This window comes from Micromonospora sp. NPDC051300 (assembly GCF_044455315.1).
Taxonomy (GTDB): Bacteria; Actinomycetota; Actinomycetes; order Mycobacteriales; family Micromonosporaceae; genus Micromonospora; species Micromonospora robiginosa.
Genome location: NZ_JBITEP010000026.1, coordinates 1 through 23,414, shown reverse-complemented (window position 1 = coordinate 23,414; position 23,414 = coordinate 1). Strand labels below are relative to the sequence as shown.

The following is a 23,414-nucleotide window of genomic DNA, read 5'->3' as shown; positions in this document are numbered from 1 at the left end:
GTTGAGCCAGGAGGCACGGGACCTGAGCTGGCTGGTGAACGCGTTCGCCGAGCGGGTTCCCGGGGTGGCGCACGCCGTGGTGGTGTCCTCCGACGGGTTGTTGGTGGCGATCTCCGCGCACCTGCCGCGCGACCATGCGGACAAGCTCGCCGCGGTCACCTCGGGCCTGATGAGCATCACCGCGGGCGCGGCGCAGATGTTCGACGGCGACATCGTGAAGCAGACGGTGGTCGAGATGGGCCGGGGCTACTTCCTGGTCATGCAGATCCGGGACGGCTCGATCCTGGCCACGCTGGCCGGGGCGGACGCGGACATCGGCGTGGTCGGCTACGAGATGGCCCGGCTGGCCAAGCAGGCGGGCGAGATGCTCACCCCGGCGCTGCGGGCCGAATTGCAGCAGGCGCTGCCGCGCTGATCCGAACCAGGCGCTATCGCGCTGAGTCGAACCAGGCGCCGCCGCGCTGACGGGCACCCGGCCGGCGGCGTCGCCGGCCGGGTCACGCCCGCCTACAGCCCGTTGCGGCGGATGACGTCCCGGTACCAGTGGGCGCTGCGCTTGAGCACCCGGCGCTGGCTCGGGTAGTCCACGTAGATCAGACCCCAGCGCTGCTCGTACCCCTCGTTCCACTCGAAGTTGTCCAGCAGCGACCAGACGTGGTAGCTCTCCAGCGGCACGCCGTCGCTGATCGCCTTGTGGGCGACGGTGAAGTGGTCGCGCAGGAAGGTGACCCGCCCGGCGTCGTCGACGGTGCCGTCCGGACCGGGGGCGTCCGGGCAGGGCAGGCCGTTCTCGGTGATGGTGATCGGCACCCGGCCGTAGTCGCGGGTGACCCGGGTCAGGATGTCGTACATGCCCTGGGGGTAGATCTGCTGCCAGTCCGCCTCCGAGGTGGGCCAGCGGCGGACCGTGTCGCCGCTGCCGGTGACGTAGAGCGGGGTGTAGTACTGCACCGCGAGCAGGTCCACCGGGCTGGAGATGATCTTCAGGTCGCCGTCCCGGACGCCCTTGGCCATCCGGCTGTCCGGGCCCAGGTCGGCGAGCACGTCCTGCGGGTACGCGCCCTTGAAGATCGAGTCGAGGTAGAGGCGGTTCTCGTAGCCGTCGTGGAGCGTGGTCGCGGCGGCGGCCTCGGCGCTGTCGTCGGCGGGGTAGCAGGGGTGCAGGTTGAGCGCCGGGCCGATCCGGCCGGGCACGCCGGAGGCGCGCAGCGCCTGCACGGCGAGCCCGTGGGCGAGCTGGAGGTGGTGGGCCACCAGGTAGGCGGCGGCCTCGTCCTGGTGTCCGGGGGCGTGGTGGCCGGTGAGGTAGCCGTTCTGCACCACGGTCTTCGGTTCGTTGATGGTGAGCCACACCGGCACCTGCTCGCCGAGGGCACGGAACACGGCGTCGGCGTAGTCGGCGAAGCGCTGGGCGGTGTCGCGGTTCTCCCAGCCGCCGTCGTCCTGCAGCGCCTGCGGCAGGTCCCAGTGGAACAGGGTGGCCATCGGCGCGATGCCGCGCTCGTGCAGGCCGTCCACCAGCCGGCGGTAGAAGTCCAGGCCCCGCTGGTTCGGCCGGCCGGAGCCGTCGGCCTGGATCCGGGGCCAGGAGATGGAGAACCGGTAGCTGCGCAGGCCCAGCTCGCGCATCAGGTCGAGGTCCTGGGCGTACCGGTGGTAGTGGTCGGCCGCGACGTCGCCGGTGTCACCGTTGCGGGTGCGTCCCGGGGTGCGGCTGAAGGTGTCCCAGACGGATTCGCCCCGCCCGTCCTCCTTGGCGGCCCCTTCGATCTGGTACGCCGAGGTCGCCGCGCCCCAGCCGAATCCGGGCGGGAAGCGCAGCGTGCCGTCCCGCTCCGCGTCGGCGTCACGCTCGGGCGGGGAGTCACAGCCGCCGAGGGCGGTGGCGGAGGCGGCGATCCCGGCCGCGGTGGCGCCGGCGAGCCCGGTCCGGGCCGCGCCGGCGGCGGTCGCGGACAGGGCGGCGCGGCGGAGCAGGCGCCGTCGGGTGAGTAACGACATGGGGTTTCTCCTCGAAGTGACGGGCCGCCCGGGGGGCCGGGAGCGCTCCCAGCATAGGCCGGAGGCGGCCGGCCTCGATCCGGCGGTCGCGGCGCGGGGCGCGGCGCGGCCGGCGGGCGGCCGGAGTGGGGTGGGCGGGTGTCGCTCGGGGGGTGGGGGCGAGCGGCGAGGGTGGGGCAGATAGCGCGAAAGGCCGTCCGGGTGGCGTGTCACGCCTGTCCCGTCGGCCTCTTTTGCCGTCGACAACGGGGGTTTAGTGTGGGGACGGGGGAGGGCAACCCCCGTCCCCACCGAGATGCACACACGCACGACTTGGAATTGGCGTCCGTCATGCGTGTCGCGCGGGAGCCGGGCCACGCGAGTGGCTCTGGTTCCACCTCCCTCCGTCTGGCGGGTGATGGCCGGCGGCGGCGTCCGGGCTGGTATCGCCGCCGGCCACTGGGCCGGTACGCCGGAAACGGGTGTCCCCGACGATTCAGTACTTGCATCTCCGTCGATGGAAGCGCTCCCATCGGCGATGCTGCGACTGTAACCCGCGTCACGGCTTTGTGAAAGCCCCTAAACGAGATCGAAACATGGACCTGGGTGTCTTCCCTGGCCATTGTGGTGGGAGCGCTTCCATGGCAGACTCCTCACACGCGACGCGGAGCCAGCTCGCGCGAGCACGGGCCGCCGAGGGCACCCGGTGAACAACCGGTGCGGCACCCGATCCCCGGCACGGCCGGGACGACCACCTTTCCGGACGCCTCCGTCCCCCCGCGTACGCCCGTCGACGCGTGGAGGCGCCCCGCCGGGGCCCCGGTCCCGGCCCGGTCCGAGGAGACACCGCCCACATGAGACTCATGGCCAGACGTCGCCGCACGGCGATGCTCGCCGCCACCGCCCTCGCCATCGGCGGGGTGGCCCTGCCGGCGACCGCCGCGCAGGCCGCCCCCGCCTGCGACGTGACCTACGCGACGAGCGACTGGAGCAACGGGTTCACCGCCAACGTCACCATCAAGAACCTCGGTGACGCGCTGAACAACTGGTCGCTGAAGTTCGCGTTCCCCAACAGCAGCCAGCGCCTGACCCAGGGCTGGTCGGCCAAGTGGAGCCAGTCCGGCAGCGAGGTGACCGCGACCAACGAGTCGTGGAACGGCAGCCTGCCCACCGGCGCGTCCACCAGCATCGGCTTCAACGGTACGTTCAGCGGCAGCAACCCGAAGCCCACCGCGTTCACGCTCAACGGGGTCGCCTGCAACGGCGCCTCCACCAACCAGCCGCCGACGGTGTCCCTCGGCGTGCCGGCCGGACCGTTCACCGCGCCGGCGGACGTCCCGCTGACCGCGACCGCCAGCGACCCCGACGGCACCATCAGCAAGGTCGAGTTCTACCGCAACGGCCTGCTGGTGAACACCGACACCACCGCCCCGTACGGCTACGACCTGCTCGGCCTGCCGGCCGGCAGCTACACCGTGCAGGCCAAGGCGTACGACAACGCCGGTGGCACCGCGATCTCGGAGAAGTCGTTCACGGTGACCGCGGCCACCGGTCCGAAGCTGGTCGCCACGCCGTCGGCGGTGAGCGTCGACGAGGGCGGCAGCGCCAGTGTCCGCTACACGCTCAGCGCGGCGCCCACCGCCAACGTCCCGGTGACCCTCGCCGTCACCGGGGACAGCGACGTCACCGTCTCGCCGTCCACGCTGACGCTCACCCCGAGCAACTGGAGCACCGGCGTCACCGCCACCGTCTCCGCCGCGGAGGACGCCGACACGGTCGGCGGCACCGCCACGGTCACGGCGTCGGCCACCGGGTACGCGCCGGTCTCGGTGGTCGCCACCGAGATCGACAACGACACTCCGGGCGGCGACAACGCGTACATCAAGAAGTTCCTCGACCAGTACGGCAAGATCAAGAACTCGGGCTACTTCAGCCCCGAGGGCGTGCCGTACCACTCGGTCGAGACGCTCATCGTCGAGGCGCCCGACCACGGGCACGAGACCACCTCGGAGGCGTTCAGCTTCTGGATCTGGCTGGAGGCTCAGTACGGCCGGATCACCCAGAACTGGAGCCCGTTCAACAACTCCTGGACGGTGATGGAAAAATACATCATTCCCAGCCACGCGGATCAGCCCACGGCGGGCTCGGCGGGCACCCCGCAGTACGCCTCGGAGTACAACCTGCCCAGCCAGTACCCCTCGGCGTTGCAGCCCAACGTCCCGGTCGGTCAGGACCCGCTGCGCTCGGAGCTGCAGTCCACCTACGGCACCGGCGACATCTACGGCATGCACTGGCTGATAGACGTCGACAACACCTACGGCTTCGGTCGCTGCGGTGACGGCACCACCAAGCCGGCCTACATCAACACCTTCCAGCGGGGCACCCAGGAGTCGGTGTGGGAGACCGTGCCGCAGCCGTCCTGCGACACGTTCAAGCACGGCGGCCAGTACGGCTACCTCGACCTGTTCGTCAAGGACACCGGCGCCCCGGCCAAGCAGTGGAAGTACACCAACGCGCCGGACGCCGACGCGCGCGCCGTGCAGGCCGCCTACTGGGCGCTGACCTGGGCCAAGGCGCAGGGCAAGGAGGCCGACGTGGCGGCCACCGTGGCCAAGGCCGCCAAGATGGGCGACTACCTGCGGTACGCGATGTTCGACAAGTACTTCAAGAAGATCGGCAACTGCGTCGGCGCGTCCACCTGCCCGGCCGGCAGCGGCCGTGACTCGGCGCACTACCTGATGTCCTGGTACTACGCCTGGGGTGGCGCGTACGACACGTCGCAGAACTGGTCGTGGCGGATCGGCTCCAGCCACAATCACTTCGGCTACCAGAACCCGCTCGCGGCCTGGGCGCTGACCAACGTGCCGGAGCTCAAGCCGAAGTCGTCCACCGCGACCGGGGACTGGCAGAAGAGCTTCGACAGGCAGCTCGAGTTCTACACCTGGCTGCAGTCCGCCGAGGGCGGCATCGCCGGTGGCGCCACCAACAGCTGGGACGGCAGCTACGCCCAGCCGCCGGCCGGCACCGCCACCTTCTACGGCATGTTCTACGACGTCGACCCGGTCTACAACGACCCGCCGTCGAACCAGTGGTTCGGCATGCAGGCCTGGTCGATGCAGCGCATCGCCGAGCTCTACCTGCAGACCGGCAACGCGAAGGCCAAGGCGCTGCTCGACAAGTGGGTGCCGTGGGCGATCGCCAACACCACCACCGGCGCCAACTGGTCGATCCCGTCGGACATGAAGTGGACCGGGCAGCCGGCCAACTGGAACCCGAGCAGCCCGCAGCCGAACACCAACCTGCACGTCGAGGTGACGGTCAAGGGCCAGGACGTCGGCGTCGCCGCGGCCTACGCCCGCACCCTCATCGCGTACGCGGCCAAGTCCGGCAACGCCGCGGCGAAGACCACCGCCAAGGGTCTGCTGGACGCGCTCTCCGCGGCCTCCGACAGCAAGGGCGTGTCGATGCCGGAGACCCGTGGCGACTACAAGCGGTTCGACGACGTCTACAACGCCGCCGACGGTCAGGGTCTCTACGTGCCGCCGGGCTGGACCGGGAAGATGCCGAACGGCGACGCCATCGCCGCCGGCAAGAGCTTCCTGGACATCCGCTCCTTCTACAAGAAGGACCCGGACTGGCCGAAGGTGCAGGCGTACCTGGACGGCGGCCCCGAGCCGGTCTTCAACTACCACCGGTTCTGGGCGCAGGCGGACGTCGCCATGGCGTACGCCGACTACGGCACCTACTTCCCGCAGGGATGAGGTGAGAACGCCTCCGTGGGCGGGTGAGGCCCCGCCCACGGAGGACGCCCACCCGGCCGATGGGGGAACGGAGCGGCCGGGTCGGCGGACGGCCTGACACCCACGGTCAGGCCGGGTGGGCCGGCCGTCCGACCGACGCAGCGGACGGGCCGGCCCACCACTCCGCGCAGGGGCGACCCATGGCGCGAAAAGGCACGCAAAAATCAACGCTCCACGGGATCACATCAGTGGCGCGGACGGAGTAACGTATTTGACGGAGAGGCCGCTCCCCCCGTGGCGGCCTCTCCACTACTTTTCCGGCCCTGTGACCCTCCCGGCGGCCGGATCGGACGCCCCCACCGGGTGCCGCAGCCCCGGGTGCCCGGCCGGCAGCGACCGGCGGATCACCACCCAGCTCCCCGCCAGCGCCGCCGCGATCAGCGGCCAGGTCAGCGCCGCCCGCGCCACCGCCAGCGCGACCACCTGCCCGTCGAGCCAGAGCGGCACGAACACCGCCAGGCGCAGCACGTAGGTGGCGGTCCACACCCAGCTCGCCCGGCCGTACGCCCGCAGCAGCGCCGGGTCGCGCCGCCACCGGCCCCGCTGCCCGAGCGCCAGCCCGACCACCACGCCGAGCAGCGGCCAGCGCACCACGACGCTTACCGCCCAGGCCAACGCGCTTGCCGCGTTCGAGGCGATCTGCAGCAGGAAGAAGTCGGTCGCCCGACCGGTGCGCAACGCGACGAGCGCGGCCAGGCAGACGGCGAGCAGTCCGACCAGCACCGAGCGGGGCCGGTCGCCGCGCCGCCACCGCCAGCCGGCCACCGCCGCGCCCGCCACCACCGCGGCGAGCACCCCGCCGCCCAGCCCACCGAGCACCCAGCCGAGCCCGAACGCCAGCGGGGGCAGCGTGGCGTCCACCGCTCCCCGCCGGCCGCCCAGCAGGTCGGAAAGCGACTCCGGCCGCGCCTCGGCCGACCTCCGCCGATCCGGCGTACCGGTCACCTGCCACCCCCTCGAAGACGCCCGACTCAACCTACGCCGGAATCGGGGGCGCTCCGCCGCGCGCGGCGACGGGCCTACCGCTAAGTTGTCCGGGTGCGGGAGACGGCGAGGGGTTGGACGGCGGTCTGGTTGGTCGTGCTGGCCTTGGCCCAGACGGCCGCGTTCCTGGTGTTGTGGCGGCTCGCCGTGCACACCCGGCTGGGGCAGTGGCTGGACACGGTCGCGTTGACCGGTAACCAGATCGGGCAGGACCGCGTCGACGGGCCGGTGGACACCATCCTCAACGCCATGTCGGCGGTGTCGCTGCTGGCCGCGACCGCGGTGATCGGCTTCATCGCGCTGATCCGCGGACGCAAGGCGCTCGCCGTCACCGCGACGCTGCTGATCGCCGGCGCGAACGTGAGCACCCAGGCGTTGAAATACTTCCTCGCCCGCCCGGACTTCGGCATCGACCCGGAACGGGCCGCCGCCGGCAACAGCCTGCCCAGCGGCCACACCACGGTCGCCGCCTCGGTGGCGGTCGCGCTGATCCTGGTGCTGCCGCGCAAGCTGCGGGTGGCCGGCGCGTTCATCGGCGCCGGCTACGCGGCCGCCGCCGGCGTGGCCACGCTCTCCGCCGGCTGGCACCGGCCCAGCGACGCGGTCGCCGCCTACCTGCTGGTCGGCGCGTGGGCCGCGGTCGCCGGCCTGGTGCTGCTGGTCTTCCAACGGGAGCGGGCCGTGGTCGAGCCGGGCGACGCGCACCGGGTCGCCGCCGCCGTGCTCGGCGTCGGCGGCGCGCTGGCCCTGCTGGGATCCGCGCTGGCACTGTCCTGGCTGGTCGACCGCTCCACCATCGCCGTCGAGGAGCTCGGCCGCCGTCCGCTCTTCGTCGGGTACGCGGGCAGCGCGGCCGGCATCGTCGGCACGATCGCCGTGGTGGCCGCGCTGGTCCTCGCCACGGTGCACCGGCTGGTGCCCCGCTGGAAGGGTTGAGGAAGCTCCGGGTGGAGCCGGTGCGCGCGGCGTTCCGCGACGAGTGCGAACGGCTGGAACGGGTGCTGCGCGGGCTCGACGGGCCGGCCCTGGACCGGCCGACGCCCTGCCCGCCGTGGCGGGTACGCGACCTGCTGGCGCACGTGAGCACCGGAGCCGGCCGGCTGGTCGGGATGCTCGCCGAGCCCGCGCCGCCCCGGCCGGAGGTGACCGCTCCCGACTACTTCGGCGCGGCCAAGTTCGCGCCGGCTGTCGACCGGGAGCGGATCGAGGGCGCGCGGGCGGCGGCGGGGGAGCTTCCCGGCGCGGCTGAGGTGGCGCGGGAGTTCGGCCGGGTGTGGCGGGCCACGGACGCGGCGGTCGCCGTAGAGGCGCCCGGGCGGGTGGTGCGCACCCGCCACGGCGACGCGATGGCGGTGACCGAGTTCCTGCGTACCCGGGTGGTCGAGGTCGCGGTGCACGGCCTGGACCTGGCCGACGCGCTGGACCGGCCGCCGTGGACGACGCCGGCCGCGGCGGCCGTGGTGGTCGACGTGCTGACCGCCGGACGGCCGGTGCCGGACGCGCTCGGCGGGGACGCGTCCACGGTGCTGCGCAAGGCCACCGGCCGGCTGCCGCTGACCGACGCGGAACGCGCGGCGCTGGCCGCGGCCGGCATCCGCCGGCTCGCCTTCGGCGGCTGAGGCGGCGGCCCGCCTTCGGGGGGTTGAGGCGGCGGCCCACCTTCGGTGGCGGGCTGGGTCAGGCCGACGAGCCCGCCGGCCCGGGAGAGCCGGCCGTGGGCGGACGACTCGCCGCGTGGCGTCGCAGGTGGTCCAGCACGATCGGGTCGATCCGGCCGGGCACGAAGCGTTCCTCCAGGTTCTCCAGGCCGGACCAGGCGGCGAGCGCGTCGTCCAGGCCGGCCGGCCCGACCGGGTGCCCGGCGGCGGCGAGCAGCTCGGCCACCTCGACGGCGAGCGGGCCGGTGAGGTCGCGCAGGGTGGCCGGGTCGGGCCGGCCGAAGATCATGGTGTGCAGGCCGAGCAGGCGCCGCAGCTCGGCGACCGGGTCCGGATGGTCGTCCACGCGCAGGTCGACCAGTTCGTCGCCGGTGCCCGCGTAACCCCCGTGGCGCTGCACCACCAGCAGCGCGGCGCTCTGCCGCCCCCGCCGGTCGCCGCCGGCCCGGTCGCCGGCGGCCAGCGCGGCCAGCAGCCGCTGCGGGAACGGCAGGTCGGTGCCGGTCAGCCAGGCGTCGCGCAGCGCGTCGATCACCTGCGGCCCGTCCAGGATATTGCCCTGCGCGGCCCAGCCGTCGCCGGCCTGCCCGCCGGCCCAGGGATGGCAGCGGGGGCCGGTCCAGGTGGCCCCGACGCCGGCCGCACCGACCACCCCGAGCTGCCGGTCGTCCCGCCCGGGGTCGGCGGCGACCAGGCCGGCCACCGCGTCGGCGGCGGTCACGCCGGTGCGCAGCAGGGCCAGTGCCTGCGGCCGGTAGGCGAGGTTGGCGTGCGCCTGGGTGGCGACCGCCCCGACCCGCGCCTCGGCGGCCGGCACCAGCGCCCCGGCGGCGAGGAACCGGCTGGCCACGGCCACGCCGTGCAGACGCCCGTCGGCGGAGCGGGCGACGAGCGAGAAGGTCACGGCCGGATCGTAGCCCGGGTACGGACGCGGCGTCCCCGCACCGGCCGCAGGTGGCCGGCGTGGTCAGAACGGCGTGGCCGGGGCCTCCGGCGGTCGTCCCCAGGCCCGGCGGACGTCGGCCACCGCCACCGCCGCCAGCACCACGACCGCCCAGACGCCCCCGACCAGCGGCGCGACGCGCGCCAGCAGCGGCACCGGCAGCAGCAGCGCGGCGATCGCCACCAGCCGCGACGGGGAGACCCGGCCGAACACCTCGTACTCGAAGCGGGCGCGCCCGGCCAGGAACAGCGCCGGCCCGCCCAGGACCATGGCGAGCCACGGCAGTTCGTTGTGCCCGACGGGGTGCTCGATCGCCAACTCGTAGCCGATCGCGGTGGCCACCACGCCGACGATCATGACGAGGTGGGTGTCGGCGGCGGAGCGGCCGACGGTGGCCGGGTGCTCGGCCCCGGTCACCGCCTCGCCGAGGATCTGCCCGGCCCGCTGCACGTAGATCCGCCACAGCAGCACGGAGGTGGCCAGCGCGGCGGCGAACGCGACGATGCTCGGCCAGCCGCCCGGCGAGCCGGTGAAGGTCAGGCCGGCGACCAGGATCGTCTCGCCGATCGCCACCAGGTAGATCTGCTGGTACCGCTCGGCCAGGTGCTTGCCGTGGATGTCCCAGCGGGAGATGGTCGAACGGCCCAGCCCCGGCACCGGCCAGCCGAACCGGTTGCCGAGGTACTCCACCAGCAGTGCGACGCTCCACAGCACGACCCGGGGGTCGGTGGGCAGCAGCGCGCCGGCCAGCCACAGCGCCCCGGCCACGCAGTAGGTGATCAGCATCCGCAGCTTCAGCCGCCGGTACTGCAACCGGCGCAGCACCAGCAGCAGGATCGTCGACCGGGCCACGTGCGCCACCACGTACGCGACGGCGAACGCCAGGCCGGACTCGCTGAACGCGCGGGGAACGGCCACCCCCATCACCATCGCCGACACCAGCGCGGTGATCACGATGACCTGCAACCAGAGGTGGTACGGGTCGTAGCGGCTGGTGGTCCACGCGGTGCCCTGCCAGAGCATCCAGAGCGCGAGCAGCAGCAGCAACGTCTTGCCGCTGCCGGTGACCGCCGACCAGTAGGTCTGGCCGCCCTCCAGCGCCAGGTCCTCGAAAGCGCGCGCGGAGATCCGGGTCAGCGTGAACACGTACACCAGGTCGAAGAAGAGTTCCAGGAACGTGGCCCGCTCGCCGTCGTCGTCGCCCGGGCGCAGCGCCGCGGGCTCGGCGATCCTCACCGCCGTCTCCCGCCCTCGGTCACGCCCACCCGGCAGTCGTAACACTCTTTCCGGTCATCGCGGTGCGGATCGCGCGTATCGCCTCCGATCTTGCTCCGGGCGGTGCCGGCGGGCACGATCGACCGGGTGACGAACCGATGGGGCATGACCGTTCCGCTCGGCGGCGTGACGCTCGCCGACCACGCCGTCGTCTACGCCGCCCTGGACCGGGCCGGCTTCACCGACGTCTGGTCGTCCGAGGTGGCCGGCGCCGACGCGTTCACCCCGCTCGCGCTCGCCGCCGCCTGGTCGCCCCGGCTGCGGCTGGGCACCGCGATCACCCCGGTCTTCACCCGCGGACCGGCGCTGCTGGCGATGAGCGCCGCCGCGCTGGCCGAGGCCGCGCCGGGCCGCTTCGCGCTCGGCGTCGGGGCGTCCTCGCCGGTGCTGGTCCGGGACTGGAACGCGGTGCCGTTCGACGAGCCGTACCGGCGGACCCGCGACGTGCTGCGCTTCCTGCGGGCGGCGCTGCGCGGCGACACCGTCGACGGGGCCTTCGACACCTTCGAGGTCCGGCGGTTCACCCTGGAACGCCCACCGACCCAGCCGCCGCCGGTGCTGCTGGCCGCGCTGCGCCCCGGCATGCTGCGGCTCGCCGCCGCCGAGGCCGACGGGGTGATCCTCAACTGGCTCGCCGCCGACGACGTGCCGACCGCGCTGACCGAGGTGGGTGAGCGTCGCCCCGGCTTCGAGGTCGCCGCCCGGATCTTCGTCTGCCCCACCGAGGACACCGGGTACGCCCGCGCGCTCGGCCGCCGCATGATCACCGGCTACCTCACCGTGCCCGCGTACGCCGCCTTCCACAGGTGGCTCGGCCGGCAGGACAGCCTGGGGGAGATGTGGCGGGCGTGGGAGGCGGGGGACCGGCGCGGCGCCGCCGCCGCGGTGCCCGACGAGGTGGTCGACGCGCTGGTGCTGCACGGCTCGCCCGAGCGGTGCGCGGCAGCCGCCCGCCGCTACGCCGACCAGGGCGTCGACGTGCCGGTGCTGGCGGTGCTGCCGACGCCGGAGACGACCGCGGGCGGCGCGACGGCCTGGCTCGACCTGCTGCCCCGGCTCGGGGCCGGCGCCGGGGAGGTGGCCTGAGATGAACCTGACCGACCGCGTGGTGGTGATCACCGGCGGGGCCGGCGGCATCGGCGCGGCGCTGGGCCGCCGGTTCGTCGCCGAGGGCGCCGCCGCCGTGGTGCTGGCCGACCTGGCCGCCGACGCGGCAGGCGCGGCGGCCGACGCGATCGGCCCGGCCGCCACAGGCGTCGGGCTGGACGTCACCGACGAGGCGGCGGTCCACGCGCTCGTCGACGAGACCGAGCGCCGCCACGGCCGGATCGACCTGTTCTGCGCCAACGCCGGGGTGGCCACCGGCGGTGGCCTCGACGCGCCCGACGCCGATTGGGACCGGGCCTGGCGGGTCAACGTGCTCGGTCACCTGCACAGCGTCCGGGCGGTGCTGCCGGGCATGCTGCGCCGGGGGCAGGGGCACCTGCTGCTCACCTGCTCGGCCGCGGGCCTGTTGACCGCGGTCGGCGACGCCCCGTACACCGCCACCAAGCACGCGGCGGTCGGCCTCGCCGAGTGGGTGGCGATCACCCACCGCGACGACGGCATCCGGGTCAGCGCGCTCTGCCCGCAGGGCGTGGACACCCCGATGCTCGCCGACGGCCTCGCCGAGGGGCACCTGGGCGCCCGGGTGATCGCCGCGTCCGGCGCGATCCTCACCCCCGACCAGGTCGCCGACGCGGTGGTGGCCGGGCTGGCCGAGGAGCGGTTCCTCATCCTGCCGCACCCGGAGGTGGCCGACTACGCCCGCCGCCGGGCCGAGGACCCCGACGGCTGGCAGGCCGGCCTGCGCAAGCTCGTCCGCAGGTTGCGCGCCGCCGACCGCTGACCCGCCGCCGGCCGCGGCGGGGAGTCAGCGCCGCCAGCGCAGCGGGCCCGGGCGCACCCGCCACCAGAGCCGCCGCCACCGGGGTCGGGCGTCGCGCAGGGCGTCGCCGTACGCCACGACGAGCGCCACCGCCCGCTCCGCCTGGCCCTGGGTGGTGCTGGCCGGGGCGAAGGCCACCTGGTTGATCAGTTCGGCCAGCTCGTGCACCTCGCCACCCGGAGGGCTCCCGTCACCCGGCGGGCCGGCGCCGCCCGCCGGCGCGCCGGCCACCGCGACGCGGGCCTCGGCGAGCGCCAGCCGCGCCCGCTCGGCGACCTCCGCCGCCGCCAGATCGTCACCCACCGGCCGCCCCGCCAGCCGCAGCGCGTCGGTCAGCTCCCGCCATGCGCCGGCGACCCGCGCACCGGGGTCACCCCGCTCCAACCGGGACCGGGTCAACCGGCGACGCATCGCGGCCAGCGCCGCCAGCACCGCCCCCACCACGAGCAGCAGACCTCCCACGCCGCCGCCGACCAGCACCGGCGTCCCCGGGCCGCCCCGCGCCGGGCCCGACGCCGGCGCGGCGGCCGGGGGAGTGGCGGTGGGCTGCTCGGTCGGCGCCGGCACCTCCGACGGCGGCGGCTCCTCCGGCTTCGGCCGGAAGTCCTCCTCCACCGGGCGGGGATCGGAGTCCGGGCGCGGCATCGGGTCGAACGGCACCCAGCCCACGCCCTCGAACAGCACCTCCGGCCAGGCGTACGCGTCGGCGGCCCGCACCGGCCCGTCCGCCTTCGGCTGGAACCCGACCACCACCCGGGTGGGCAGCCCGGCGATCCGGCCGAGCACCGCGAACGCGGCGGCGAACTGCTCCGAGGTGCCCCGCTGCCCACCGCCGTTGCGTGCTCCGAACAGGAAGAACGTCAGGTTCGGGTAGGCGTGCCCGCTGGGCGCGTCGGCGGTCACCCGGTAGTGCTCGGCGAGGAACGCGGCGATCGCGTCGGCCCGCGCGTACGGGGCGCCGTTGGACTCGGCGAGCTGGGTGGCCAGCCGGCGCATCTGCTCTGGCGCGCCGTCGGGCACCCGCAGCACCCGCGACACCGCGTCGCCGGCCGGCACGTTCGCGGTGCCGACCAGGTTGGGGTCCGGCGACTCCCGCACCGAGGACACGTCATAGCGCAGCCCCGGCGTGAGCCCCTCCGGTCGGATCAGCGTCCCGCTCGCCGGGTCGTACGCCACCCGCGCGCCACCCACCTCGCGCGGCGTGGGCACGGCCGGCAGCAGCCGCCCGGTCAGGTCGGCCACCGTGATCTCCTGGCGCACCGCCTCGGTGGTGGCGCCCGGCGCCGGGTCGACGGCGGGCAGGATCCGCCCCGCGTTGCGGTACGTGGCACCGACCCGCCAGGTCACCCCGTCGTAGTCGCTGAGCACCGCCAGCCGGATCCGCGGCGGCCCGCCCTCGGTGGAGCCGGCGACCGTGCGCACGTCCAGCAGCCGCTGGTCCGGGTTCAACGCCCAGCCGGAGATCCGGATCAGCGGGTTCTCGTCCAGCGACTCCACCTGCGGCGGCTCCACGTAGCGGCGCGGATCCACCGGCCGCTCGTCGACCTGGCCGGCGACCACCGGGGCCAGCAGCGCGGCGAGCGCCACCACCACGGCCAGCCCGGCCGCGCTCGCGGCGGCCAGCCGCAGCCGCACCGCCGCCCGCACCGCCGGGGCGAGCCCGGCCGCCGGGTCGGCCGCCGCCGGATCGGCGGCCCGGGCCGGCGCGGCCAGGCCGACGGCCGCGACGGCCGCGAACAGCACGGTCGGGCCGACCGCCGGCGCCGCGTTCGGCCCCACCACGTAGAGCACGCCGGCGTAGAGCAGCGCCGGCGGCAGGTAGCCCAGCAGCACCCGGCCGGCCCGCAGCGCCACCTCGGTGGCGGTCAGCCCGGCCAGCCAGGCCGCCACCACCGGCACCAGCACGGTGTCCGGTGCCGGCTGCACCGGGATCATCGCGGTGAGCAGTCGGGGGATCGCGTTGCGCGCGGCGTCGCCGGCCACCTCGCCGAGCCCGCCGGGCAGCGCCGCGTGGCTGGCCGCCAGCCGCAACGACAGCAGCGTCCAGGCGGCCATGGCGGCCACCGACACCGGTGCCACCAGCCACGACGGCAGCCGCCGGGCGGCCACGCCGACCAGCACCGAGCCGGCCGCCGCACCGACCATCAGCCGGGTCAGCAGCGGGTCCGCGTACACCCGGCCCAGCACCACGCCGGAGAGCGCGACCAGCACGACCAACGCCACCGGCAGCGGTGCCGCGCGCAGTACCCCGGCCAACCGCCCGCGCGCCAGCGGCGCCGGCGGTGGCGCGGCGGCCGGGCGCGGCGGCGTCACGGTCACCACCGGCGGATCCCGTCCCACTCGGCGGCGAACGCCGCGCCGTCCGCCGCGTCCAGCACCACCAGGCCCGTCGCGGCGGCCGCCGTCGGCGCGCCCGCGCCGAACATCCCCACCACCACCGACGGGTACGCGCCGCGCAGCGCGCCGACGTGCCCCAGCTCGTCGCCCGCGCCCGGCCCGGTCAGGAAGACCAGCGTGTCGCCGAGGCGCTCCTGACGCAGCCGGCTCGTCGCCGCCGACAGCACCTCCGCCCCGCCGCCGGTCAGCTCCACCGCGGCGAGCCGGTCCAGCGGCCCGACCGCCCCCGCCGGCTCGACCTCGGCCGGCGCGACCAGCAGCAGGTGCACCGGCAGGTCCTCCCGCACCGCCGCGGCCACCACCGAGGCCGCCGCCTCGCACGCCGACTCGAACGACTCCGCCACCCCGGCCGAGCGCACCGGATGCGCGGCGGCGCGGTTGTCCAGCACCACCACCAGCCGCGGCAGGCTGGTGTCCACGTTCTCCCGCACCATCAGCTCACCCACACGGGCGCTGGTCCGCCAGTGCACCCGGCGCAGCTCGTCACCGACCACGTACTCGCGCAGCGAGTCGAACGTGATCGACCCGTGCGGCACGCTGTCGACGCGCCCGTCCAGGCTGCGCCCGGCGCCGGTGGGCACCGCGGACAGCGGGTGGATCCGCGGGTGCACCCACACCGGCGCCGTGCCGCCGTAGCTGCGGGCCAGCGCCACCAGGCCGAGCGGGTCGCGGCGGACCACCCGCAGCGGGCCGACCGGCACCACGCCGCGCCGCTGCGTCGGCACCGGGTAGCGCACCAGGGTGTCCCGCCCGGGACGCAGCCGCAGCAGCGGCACCGGCACCAGCTCCCCGGCGCAGCGGTCCTCGGCCACCAGGTTCGCCGCCCGCAGCCGGCCCGTGTTGCGTACCGCCAGCTCCATCGCCGCCGGCTCGCCCCGGGCCACCCGGTCCGGGTCGGCCCGGCGCTCGACGGTCAACCGGGGCCGCCAGGCGGCGGTCGCCACGGCGTAGCCCACCGCCACGGCGGCCGCCGCGCCGAGCACGGTCAGCTCCGGGTACGCGAACCGGAAGCCCACCCCGAGCAGCACCACGGCGGCGGCGAGCAACCCGACCCCACGGGCGGTGACGCCCACGCTCAGCCGTGCACCGGCGCGGGCTGCCCCGACGGCAGCGGCACCGGCACCGAGGCGACCGCCTGGCGCAGCACCTCGGCCGGCGTCACACCGCGCACCTGCGCGTCCGGGGTGAGCAGCAGCCGGTGCGCGAAGACCGGCTCGACCAGCGCCTTCAGGTCCTCCGGCATGATCCAGCCCCGCCCGTCGATCAGCGCGTACGCGCACGCCGCCCGGGTCAGCGCGATCACCCCGCGCGGGCTCACCCCGACCCGCACCTGCGGATGGGTGCGGGTCGCCGCGGCCAGCCGCACCGCGTACGCGTACAGCGGCTCGGCGATGTGCACCCGCCGGGCCATCTTCACCATCTCGCCGACCGTGGCGGTGTCGGTGACCGCGGTCAGCGAGTCGGGGGAGCGGACCGTGGCGCCGCGCAGCACCTCCACCTCGACCGCCTCGTCCGGGTAGCCGACGGAGAGCTTCACCAGGAACCGGTCGAGCTGCGCCTCCGGCAACCGGTAGGTGCCGTCCATCTCCACCGGGTTCTGCGTGGCCACCACCAGGAACGGCTGCGGCACCGGGTGGCGTACGCCGTCCACGGTGACGGTCCGCTCCTCCATCACCTCCAGCAGCGCCGACTGGGTCTTCGGCGACGCCCGGTTGATCTCGTCGGCGATCACGATGTTCGCGAACACCGGCCCCGGGTGGAACTCGAACCCGCGGCTGGCCTGGTTGAAGATGGTCACCCCGGACACGTCCGAGGGCAGCAGGTCCGGGGTGAACTGGATGCGCCGCCACTCGCCCTTGACTGTCGCCGCGACCGCCCGGGCGAGCGTGGTCTTGCCGACCCCGGGCACGTCCTCCAGCAGCACGTGACCCTGGGCGAACAGCGCGGTCAACGCCAGCCGCACCACCTGCGGCTTGCCCAGCACGACCGCGTTGACGTTGTCGGCGAGCCGGGCGGCCAGGGCGGCGAAGCCCTGCACCTCCGGCTGGCTCAGCGGTTCGTGCGTGTTCACGGGTGCCCTTCCCCAGATGTCGCGGTCAGCAGGTGGGCAGCAGGTTGATGTTGTCGCCGCCCTCCAGGTTGAGCCAGGCCCACGGGATGTAGTCGCGGCCCTTGCGGTGGTCCACGCGCACCCACCAGGTGCTGCGCTTGTCGTTGTTGTAGATGTAGGCGTAGACCTCTTCGCCCGACTTCTTGCAGTAGGCCTTGAGCCGGGCGCCGTTGCGTTCCCAGCCCGCCTGCCTGTCGTTGTCCTGCTGGGTGACCGAGAAGATCTCGTTGCCGTTGCGCTCGCCCGGCACGTCCCGCGAGCAGTAGGTCGCCTCGGCGCCGGAGGAGCCGTTGCGGCAGGTCGCGATCCCGTAGAGCGCGTCGGTGCTCTGGGCGCGGGTGGCCGTGTTCTTCCCGGCCGCGTTGCTCGCGGTCAGCGTCACCGTGTAGGCGGTGCCCGGCGTCAGCCCGGTCACCCGCAGGCTGGCGCAGCTCCCGGTGGCCGTCTTGCCGCCGGTTGCGGCCGTGCAGGTGGCGCGCCCGCCGCCGGCGTCGACGGTGAACGTCACCGTCACCGAGGTGGCGTCCGCCGACGAGCCGGTCACCGTGATCCGCGGCGCGGCCACGGTGCGGGCCGTGGTGCTGGCCTCCGCGCCGGCGCCGGCCTCGTTGACCGCCCTGACCTTCACCGTGACGTTCTGCCCGTTGCCCAGCCCGTCCACAATCGCCCGCACGTCGGTCACCTCGACCGTCTTGCCGCCGGCCTCCACCACGTACTTCGTCACCGGGCGGCCGTTCTCCACCGCCGGCGACCACTGCACCGCGACGGTGCCGGGCCGGTCGGCCACGGTGGACGCGCGCAGCTCGGTCGGCGCGTTCGGCGCCGCGAACGGCACCACCGTGTTGCTCACCGGCGACGCCTTCGACCCGGCGCCCTTCTCGCTGACCGCGGTCACCGTGAAGGCGTACTGCGTGCCGTACTCCAACTGGCCGGCCGGCACGACCAGTTCGGTCTTCGGCGACTCGCCGACCGGGGCGCTCGCGCCGGCCGAGGTCGCGGTCACCGCGTACCGGGCGACCTTGTTGCCCTGGCCGTCGGCCTCCGGCCAGGTGACCCGGACGGTGCCGTCGGGCCGCGCCTCGGCGGTTACCGACGCCGGCGGGTCCGGCACCTCGGCCGTCGGCACGACCGGGTTGCTGCGGCGCGCCGGGCCGTCGCCCTTGGCGTTCACCGCGTGCACCGAGAACGTGTACGTCTCGCCGTTGGTCAGACCGGTGATCTCCAGCGCGCGCTGGTTGGCGCCCACCTGGTGGGTCTGGTCGCCGCCCTCCACCACGTACCTGATGATCTCGGCGCCGTTCGACGCGGCGGGCTGCCAGCTCACCCGCGCCGAGGCGTTGCCGGCTGCGGCGCGGACCGACTTCGGCGCGCCCGGCTCGCTCACCTTCGGCTTCTTCGGCGGGGGCGGCGGCGGGGGCGCGGGCGGCGGGTCGCCGCCGAGCACGTCGTTGGCGTACTTGTTGACCTCGCGGACCCGGTTCCGGTCGTCGACCACCTGCGCGGTGGACGAGTCCGGCGGGTTGATGAACAGGTGGTTCTCGCGGACCTCCAGCTCCACCGGGCCGGGGCGGCCGGAGCCCTTGATCGTCTCGACGAGCTGCCCGCCGGCGTCGAACGAGTAGACCGTGCCGGTGTCCTCGTCGGCGCAGTAGAACCGGCCCGCCCAGGCCACCGCCGGGCTGAGCCGGGCGCCGGCCCCGGGGACCGTGAACCGCTTCACCTCGGCGCCGTCGCGGACCACGTGCACCGACCGGTCGCCGGAGACGGTGACCGGCACCTGCGGCCCGCTGGTGCGCGTCGGCAGGTTGCCGGGGGCGGTCATGCCGGTCAGGTCGGCCCGGCGAGTCTCGCCGCCGGTGACCGTGACCAGCGACGCCGACGTGCGGTCCAGCACCGCCACCCCCGCGTCCAGGGTGGACACCACCAGCTCGTGCGCCGGCTCCGCCACGTCGTAGGTCTCGACGCGCTTCGGACTGAGCCCGCCGGCCGGCGCGTCCCCCGGCGTGTCCGGCAGCTCGGCGGCGGTGACCGCCGAGACGGTGCCCTCGCTCGGCACCGCGACCCACAGCTTGCCCTCGCCGTCGAACGTGCCGCCGGTGATGCCCGGCGGGTAGCGCACCGGCTCGCCCACCGGCGTCAACGCCCGCGGGTCGAGCTGCCGCACGATGCCCTGCACCGCGTCGACCACGAACGCCGCGCCGTCGTGCAGCGCGACGCTGACCCCCAGCCCCGGCGCGGTCGGGGTGGTCGCGGTGATCTGCAAGGTCGCCAGGTCGAGCGAGCTGACCCGGCCGGTGTTGAGGTCGCGGAGGATCAGCAGCCGGTCGGTCTGGGCCACCTGCATCTGGTGGCGCCGACCGCCGGGCACCTCCATCCGGGTGTCCACCCGGGCGGTGATGCCGTTGACCCGGGCCAGCTCGCTGCGCGTGGTGCTCCACAGCCAGGACGAGGAGTCGAAGTTGGCCACCGCGTTGTCGGCGGCGCCCAGCCCGAGCACCGTCAAGCCCATCGCGGCCAGCAGCGCGGTCACGGTGCCGATGGTCACCAGCCCGCCGCGCATCCGCTTCCGGGGGCGGGCCGTCTCCGGCCCGGCGGTGCTCGTGACGTCCTCGATGGTGGTCACAGCCGGCTGCCTTCCCGTCGGTGGGGGAGGCGCCGCGCGTGGCCGACCCTCCCCAGAGCCGGGAGCCATCATAGGTGCCGGCCGGGGCCGGTGAAACCCGCACCGTCTCCCTGTGGACACCGAGCGTGTCCCCGGTGGCCGGTCAGTTCGGCGTGGCGCCGCCTCCCCGGTCCGTGCACACCTGACCCGAGGTCGCGTACGAGTCGGTCGAGTAGACCGCCAGCACGGTGAAGCAGTAGTCCAGCTTCGCGCTCAACCCGTTGACCGTGTAGCGGGTCTGCCCGGCGTCCACGGTGGCCATCACCCCGAGCTTCCGCCCGGCCTGGCCCCCGGCCACCACGAACGGCACCGCGCCACCGGTCGGGTCGGTCCAGGTCACCGTGATCGTGGTGGTGTCGTCGCGCAGCCGCAGGTCGACCGGGGGTGGCCCGGTCACCTTCGGCTTCACCGCGGTGGGCCCCGGCGCGGGCGGCGCCGCGTCCCGGTTCAGCCACACCGCGCCTCCGGCGACCGCGGCCACCACCGCCAGCACCGCGCCGCCCACGACCAGGGCCAGCACCGTCCGGTTGCGGCCGCGCGGCTCCGGCTCCTCCGCCACCGGGTACGCGGCGGGCTGGTGGAATGCCTGCGGCACCGCCGGCCACGCGCCCTGCTGCGGGTACGCCGCCGGTTCCGGCCGCGTCGGTTCGGGAAAGTCCAGCAACCCGTCGTAGACCGGCAGCCGCCCACCCTCGACGTGCTCGTCCCCACCGACGCGCCGGTCGTCCCCGACGGTGTCGACGGGCTCCTCGACGTCCCGGTGCTCCTCGACCGGGCCGGGGCCGCCTCCCGCGGCGCCGTGACCGTCGACCGTCGGCTCCACATCGGCCGCCCGGTCGACGGGCTGCGGCGGCGCCACGCTGCTCCACGGTGGCGCGGTCAACCCCCACGGCGGTACGGGCGTGCCGCTGACCGGCGCGGCCGGCGGCCCGCTGACCGGTGGCGGGGGATAGCCGCTGACCGGCACCCCGCTCACCGGGTAGGCGCCGGGCCCGCTCACCGGATAGTCCGGCGGGCCGCTCACCGGGTGCGTCGGCGGTGCGCTCACCGGTCGGCCGTGACCGGCTGGGTGGTGTGCCGGCGGTGCGCTCACCGGGTGTGCCGGGGGGCCGACGACGGGATGCGACGGCGGTGCGCTCACCGGGTGGGTCGACGGCCCGGCGGCGGGTACGGGTGGCGCGCTCACCTCGTGACCGGCGGCCTGCGTCGGCGGTCCGCTGACCGGTGCCCCGCTGACCGGAAAGGCGCTCGCCGGCGGTCCGCTGACCGGTGGTGAGCTGACCGGTGGTGAGCTGACCGGAGGGGCGCTCGCCGGTGGTGTGGTGCGCGGCGACGCGTCGGTGCGCGGTGTGCTCGCCCGGGCGGCCGAGGACGCGGCGGCGGCCTGCCGCTCCGCCTCCTCGCGCAGCAACGGTCCGATCTGCTGCACCTGGATGGTCGGCGTGTCCCAGCCCGGCCCGGTCCTGGCCGGTCCGGCGCCGGAGTCGGCCGCCGGCTGGTCCGGTGTGCGCGCGGGCGGGACGACCGTCGGTGCGGGTCCCCGGCCGGGCGCCGACACCGGCGGTGCCACGGGTGCCGGCGGGCCGAATACCGGCGCGGGTGCCGGCGGGCCGGACATGGGCGCGGGGGCGGGCGGGCCCGACACGGGCGTGGTTGCTGGCGGGCCGGACATGGGCGCGGGGACCGGCGGACCCGACACGGGCGGCGGGGTGGAGATCGGCGCGGTGACCGGAGCGCTCCGCTGCGGCGGGACCTGGTGCGGCGGCGGGCCCGAGACCGGCGCCGGGCGGCGGGGTGCCGGTGGCACGGTGGGCGGGGGCGGGGGCGGGGTCACCGGGGCGGCGGAGGCGGGCGTCGTCCCGGCCGAGGGTCCTGCGCCGGGCCCGACGCCGGGCGACGACGGCAGGCGGGGCGGCGGGATGACCGGCGCCGGAGGCAGCGAACCGGCCGGAGCGGCCGATGCCTGTCGTCCGGCGGGCGGCGGCACGACCGGAGGTCGGGGCGGGACCGCGGTCACTCCGCGGCCGGGCGCGACAGGCGTCACCCCGGGAGCCTGCGGTGCGGCGGGGGTCCCCGGCGCCGTGGCGGGTGGTGCCGGGAAGCGGGCGGTGGACTCCTCCTGCGGCGTCGGGAAGGGCCGGGGCGCCTCGCCGGTCGGCGTCGGAGCGGGTGCCCAGGGACTCGCCTGCCGCTGGGCCCCGGCGAGCGGCGCGACCGGGGGCGCCGACGCCGGGATGACTGGTGGCGGAGGCAGCGGCGTCCGCGGGCCGCGGGCCGGCGCCGTGGACCCCGGCCAGGGCGTCCGGGAGGCCGGCCCCGGCGGTGGCGCCCACTCCACGCCTGGCACCGGCTCCGCCGCGGGCGCGGGCGGTGGCGCCGGGACGGGTCGGGGAGGGTACGGGGGTGCGACCGCCGGCATCGACACCGTGGGCCCGGACAGCGCCGGGTCGGGGGACCGGCCGGCAGCGGCGGCGGAGCCGCCGGGAGAGGGGTGGTGACCGTCGGGAGCGGCGGCGGAGCCGCCGAGGTAGTGGCGGGCCGCGCGTACCGCGGGGTGGTCCGGACCGAGCACGGCGGGCCCGACGGTGGCCACCCGGCCGTAGTTGCGACGGGCCTCGTGCCGGTTGCCCAGTTCCTCCGCCACGCCGGCGAGGTCGAAGCTGAGGGCGAGCATCAGCGGATCGGCGTCGCCGCGGCGGCGCTCGCCCGCCGCGTACGCCTCCTCGAGCACCCGCCGGGCGGCGGCCGGGTCGTCGGCCTCGCGGTGCAGCCGGGCGAGCAGGTGACCGGTGGCCAGGACGTCCTGGTGGTCCTCGCCGTAGGCCGGCCGGGCCGCGGTGATCGCGTCGGCGAGCAGGCGGCGGGCGCCGGTCAGGTCGCCCGCGGCGCGCAGCGCCAGGGCCTGGTGTTGCGCGGCGGTCAGCGGGGAGGGGTGGGACACGTGAGCAATGCTGCCCGGACTCGCCGGTCCCGCGCTACCCGCCCGGATCGCCGGGGCTGTGACCTGCTGGAACGAGCTGCGCCGGTGGTGATGTGCATGATCGTTCTGGGCCGTGTACAGTAATGCCCCGTGCGGCCCGCTGGGTCGACCGGATGCGGTAAGGCGATCATCGCGGTCGATTGGGTAGGCTGAACGTGCAGGTCCGGGTGGCGGAATGGCAGACGCGCTAGCTTGAGGTGCTAGTGCCCGTATAGGGCGTGGGGGTTCAAGTCCCCCCTCGGACACAGATTTGAAGCATCCCTGCTGTACCTGACGTACCGGTGGTCAAGGCCGCTTGACCACCGGAGTTCCGGCCCTGTAGCGGCCTTCAATGTGGCAATGCGTGGTCAGGCTGACCGCCATGGCTGATGCTACGGTTCCCGCCCTCGTGCTCCCCACGACACATGCGAACCGGATCCGCGGACGCGGCCCAGGATCAGGCCGGTCGCTACGTCGCCCGCCACTGCCGCTCCCGGATTTCCCTACACCTCGCACGGGAATCATGGTCTATGGCTTGGCGGCCATCGACGTCAGCGGTCGGATCGCCGATCGTTTGATCATCCATGCACTTGGCTGGACGACCGAGACGCGACTCCACATCTAGGGACTGCGTAGATTTCCGTGTTTGACCTGGGTGTGGTCCGTTGGACAGGACGTTGATCCTGTCCGGGAAGGACCACGTCATGGCAGACAAGAAG

15 protein-coding genes and 1 tRNA gene are annotated in these 23,414 nt (G+C 75.1%); 7 read left to right on the top strand and 9 right to left on the bottom strand.

Going from position 1 to position 23,414, the window contains the following annotated elements:
• Position 1 precedes the first annotated feature (1 nt).
• Entirely contained in the window at positions 2-415 is a 414-nt protein-coding gene (locus tag ACIA5A_RS24185; RefSeq protein WP_218012428.1) for a roadblock/LC7 domain-containing protein, read from the top strand.
• 92 nt (positions 416-507) lie between these two features.
• Here the strand turns inward: ACIA5A_RS24185 and ACIA5A_RS24180 are convergent, their stop codons facing one another.
• Positions 508-2,001: a GH1 family beta-glucosidase gene (locus ACIA5A_RS24180; protein WP_396766476.1), complete on the bottom strand. Its 1,494-nt coding sequence runs from the start codon at positions 1,999-2,001 to the stop codon at positions 508-510.
• 842 nt (positions 2,002-2,843) lie between these two features.
• Here ACIA5A_RS24180 and ACIA5A_RS24175 point away from each other — a divergent pair.
• A complete protein-coding gene (locus ACIA5A_RS24175) occupies positions 2,844-5,741 on the top strand; it encodes a glycoside hydrolase family 48 protein (RefSeq protein ID WP_396766611.1) in 2,898 nt (965 codons plus the stop codon).
• A 288-nt stretch (positions 5,742-6,029) separates the two neighbouring features.
• Here the strand turns inward: ACIA5A_RS24175 and ACIA5A_RS24170 are convergent, their stop codons facing one another.
• Entirely contained in the window at positions 6,030-6,725 is a 696-nt protein-coding gene (locus tag ACIA5A_RS24170) for a DUF3159 domain-containing protein (RefSeq protein WP_396766473.1), read from the bottom strand.
• A 93-nt stretch (positions 6,726-6,818) separates the two neighbouring features.
• On the opposite strand from ACIA5A_RS24170, the gene ACIA5A_RS24165 reads away from it, so the two are divergent.
• Both ACIA5A_RS24165 and ACIA5A_RS24160 read left to right on the top strand, forming a co-directional pair.
• Positions 6,819-7,700, top strand: a complete 882-nt coding sequence (locus ACIA5A_RS24165; protein WP_396766470.1) for a phosphatase PAP2 family protein — start codon at positions 6,819-6,821, stop codon at positions 7,698-7,700.
• A gap of 11 nt (positions 7,701-7,711) precedes the next feature.
• Positions 7,712-8,383 (top strand): maleylpyruvate isomerase N-terminal domain-containing protein, encoded by a 672-nt coding sequence (locus ACIA5A_RS24160; RefSeq protein WP_396766467.1) that lies wholly within the window; start codon positions 7,712-7,714, stop codon positions 8,381-8,383.
• 58 nt (positions 8,384-8,441) lie between these two features.
• Here the strand turns inward: ACIA5A_RS24160 and ACIA5A_RS24155 are convergent, their stop codons facing one another.
• Complete coding sequence (locus ACIA5A_RS24155) at positions 8,442-9,326, bottom strand: DUF1028 domain-containing protein (protein WP_396766464.1); 885 nt, start codon at positions 9,324-9,326, stop codon at positions 8,442-8,444.
• A 63-nt stretch (positions 9,327-9,389) separates the two neighbouring features.
• The gene (locus ACIA5A_RS24150) at positions 9,390-10,601 is read right to left on the bottom strand and encodes a low temperature requirement protein A (protein WP_396766461.1); all 1,212 of its coding nucleotides are present in this window, start codon (positions 10,599-10,601) and stop codon (positions 9,390-9,392) included.
• A 144-nt stretch (positions 10,602-10,745) separates the two neighbouring features.
• Between ACIA5A_RS24150 and ACIA5A_RS24145 the strand changes: the two genes are divergently transcribed.
• Both ACIA5A_RS24145 and ACIA5A_RS24140 read left to right on the top strand, forming a co-directional pair.
• Entirely contained in the window at positions 10,746-11,726 is a 981-nt protein-coding gene (locus ACIA5A_RS24145) for an LLM class F420-dependent oxidoreductase (RefSeq protein ID WP_396766608.1), read from the top strand.
• Position 11,727: 1 nt separating this feature from the next.
• Positions 11,728-12,528, top strand: coding sequence for an SDR family oxidoreductase (locus ACIA5A_RS24140; protein WP_396766458.1), 801 nt, complete (start codon positions 11,728-11,730; stop codon positions 12,526-12,528).
• A gap of 24 nt (positions 12,529-12,552) precedes the next feature.
• On the opposite strand, the gene ACIA5A_RS24135 is transcribed toward ACIA5A_RS24140, so the two are convergent.
• From ACIA5A_RS24135 to ACIA5A_RS24115, 5 genes are all read right to left on the bottom strand, one after another.
• A complete protein-coding gene (locus tag ACIA5A_RS24135) occupies positions 12,553-14,907 on the bottom strand; it encodes a DUF3488 and transglutaminase-like domain-containing protein (protein ID WP_396766455.1) in 2,355 nt (784 codons plus the stop codon).
• Positions 14,883-16,037 (bottom strand): DUF58 domain-containing protein, encoded by a 1,155-nt coding sequence (locus ACIA5A_RS24130; RefSeq protein WP_396766452.1) that lies wholly within the window; start codon positions 16,035-16,037, stop codon positions 14,883-14,885. The genes ACIA5A_RS24135 and ACIA5A_RS24130 overlap by 25 nt, the downstream gene beginning before the upstream one ends.
• Before the next feature lie 2 nt (positions 16,038-16,039).
• Positions 16,040-17,035 (bottom strand): MoxR family ATPase, encoded by a 996-nt coding sequence (locus tag ACIA5A_RS24125; RefSeq protein WP_181569257.1) that lies wholly within the window; start codon positions 17,033-17,035, stop codon positions 16,040-16,042.
• Between the two features lie 25 nt (positions 17,036-17,060).
• The gene (locus ACIA5A_RS24120; protein WP_396766605.1) at positions 17,061-19,634 is read right to left on the bottom strand and encodes a fibronectin type III domain-containing protein; all 2,574 of its coding nucleotides are present in this window, start codon (positions 19,632-19,634) and stop codon (positions 17,061-17,063) included.
• Positions 19,635-19,839: 205 nt separating this feature from the next.
• Positions 19,840-22,677: a tetratricopeptide repeat protein gene (locus tag ACIA5A_RS24115; protein WP_396766448.1), complete on the bottom strand. Its 2,838-nt coding sequence runs from the start codon at positions 22,675-22,677 to the stop codon at positions 19,840-19,842.
• Between the two features lie 200 nt (positions 22,678-22,877).
• On the opposite strand from ACIA5A_RS24115, the gene ACIA5A_RS24110 reads away from it, so the two are divergent.
• Positions 22,878-22,961 (top strand) — tRNA-Leu (locus ACIA5A_RS24110).
• The last annotated feature ends 453 nt before the right edge of the window (positions 22,962-23,414 follow it).

Coding starts and splice junctions, on each gene's coding strand:
- ACIA5A_RS24175 (WP_396766611.1), top strand. CDS start 2,844: ATGGCCAGACGTCGCCGCACGGCGATGCTCGCCGCCACCGCCCTCGCC.
- ACIA5A_RS24140 (WP_396766458.1), top strand. CDS start 11,728: ATGAACCTGACCGACCGCGTGGTGGTGATCACCGGCGGGGCCGGCGGC.
- ACIA5A_RS24145 (WP_396766608.1), top strand. CDS start 10,746: ATGACCGTTCCGCTCGGCGGCGTGACGCTCGCCGACCACGCCGTCGTC.
- ACIA5A_RS24180 (WP_396766476.1), bottom strand. CDS start 2,001: ATGTCGTTACTCACCCGACGGCGCCTGCTCCGCCGCGCCGCCCTGTCC.
- ACIA5A_RS24120 (WP_396766605.1), bottom strand. CDS start 19,634: ATGCGCGGCGGGCTGGTGACCATCGGCACCGTGACCGCGCTGCTGGCC.